This is a genomic window from Inquilinus limosus MP06 (genome assembly GCF_000767795.1).
Lineage (GTDB): Bacteria > Pseudomonadota > Alphaproteobacteria > DSM-16000 > Inquilinaceae > Inquilinus > Inquilinus limosus_E.
Map to the genome: position 1 here is coordinate 1 of NZ_JANX01000924.1, position 1,516 is coordinate 1,516.

The following is a 1,516-nucleotide window of genomic DNA, read 5'->3' on the forward strand; positions in this document are numbered from 1 at the left end:
GGAGGCTGGGCCTCGGCCGCCTGGGCGGCCAGGGCGCGGGCGCCGGCGGCCTCGGCCAGCTGCATGCCGATCTCGGCGAGGCGCGTGAGCATCTCGCATTGCTGCAGCGCGCAGCCGCGGCCATAGGCCTCGACATCGAACTCGGCAGGCATCTCCTTCATGGAACGTATCATGAACGAAATGCAGGGGTGAGCGCAATGAACTTTGTGTTACCCCCACGCTCCGGCGAGAAGCGCAAACGCATCTGGGGGTGCACCCGGCAAGCCGATCGTGGTGTTGCCGGCTTCGCGACGAGCGGCTTAAGTTCATCCTGCGCAACGCAAGATCTGGCCCGAGCGGAATGGGTGTCAGGAACTATCTGATCGAAGGCGTTTCCGGCACGGGCAAGACCTCGGTCTGCAGCGAGCTGCGACGGCGCGGCCACCACGTGATCGATGGCGATACGGAATTGGCGTATCAAGGCGATCCGGAGACCGGTGAACCGGTGGAAGGCTTTGCGCACGAGCATCACATCTGGAACGTCGGCAAGCTCAAGGCCCTGGTTGCCGACAAGACCCATGCGATGTCGTTCTTCTGCGGCGGGTCCAGGAATTTTTCCCGCTTCATCCATCTGTTCGATGGGGTCTTTGTCCTCGACGTCGATATTGACACCTTGAACCGGCGGCTTGCCTCGAGGCCGGAAGACCAGTTCGGCGGACGGGCGATCGAACGGGAATTCATCGCGCGATTGCATGCCACGAAGGAGGATGTTCCGAAGAGCGGCGCCATCATCGACGCCAGGGCGCCGATCCCGCGCGTCGCCGACGAGATTCTGAGTAGATGCAGGTAATTGCTGGCACGGAGTACCCGGACTACCCGCCCGGCCGGTAGCGCAGCCCGTCCAGCACCAGGCGCAGCAGCCGGCCGGCGCGCTGGCGCCAGTCGGGCTGGCCGGCGATCGACCAGATGCCGGCGGCCGCCGCCAGCAGCACGTCGTCGGGATCGGCATCGCCCCGGATCGCCCCGGCCCTGGCGGCGGCGTCGAGCAGCAGTGCCATCGCCTGCCGGATCCGCGCCTTGGTCCGGGCCATGCCTTCGGAATCGGAGTCCCGCGCCCGGGTCAGCACCTCGGCCATGCCGCGCTTGGCCGCGATCATCGCCGCATAACGGTCCATCCAGTCGACCAGGGCCTCCTCGGGCGGCCGGTCGCGCAGCAGCGCCTCCGCCGCCGCGCACAGCCGGTCGACCTCGTTGCGGTACACCGCCTCGACCAGGGCCTCGCGGGTCGGGAAATGGCGGTAGAGCGTGCCGATGCCGACCCCGGCCCGCGCCGCCACCGCCGACAGCGTGACCTCGCCCTCGACCGCGCCGAACAGCTCCGCCGCCGCTTCCAGCAGCCGCTCGCGGTTGCGCCGGGCGTCGGCGCGCCCCGGCACCTCCTCCGTCTCCTGCCCGTCCAACGCCGTCACGCCCTTCCTCGCCGATCCAGGACCGCCATCATGCACCATTCGCGGCGCCGGTTGAAAACGGAGGACCC

Annotated in this window: 2 protein-coding genes; one reads left to right on the plus strand and one right to left on the minus strand. The window is 68.3% G+C overall.

All coding sequences use genetic code 11. The annotated features are described in order from the left end of the window. Positions 1-340 precede the first annotated feature (340 nt). Positions 341-829: an AAA family ATPase gene (locus P409_RS34035; protein WP_034849195.1), complete on the plus strand. Its 489-nt coding sequence runs from the start codon at positions 341-343 to the stop codon at positions 827-829. Between the two features lie 22 nt (positions 830-851). Here P409_RS34035 and P409_RS34040 read toward each other — a convergent pair. After that, a partial coding sequence (locus tag P409_RS34040; protein ID WP_238578843.1) for a TetR/AcrR family transcriptional regulator occupies positions 852-1,516 on the minus strand: 665 nt, incomplete at its 5' end.

Excerpts from the sequence above, each read along its gene's own strand:
- P409_RS34035 (WP_034849195.1), top strand. The coding sequence starts at position 341 with ATGGGTGTCAGGAACTATCTGATCGAAGGCGTTTCCGGCACGGGCAAG.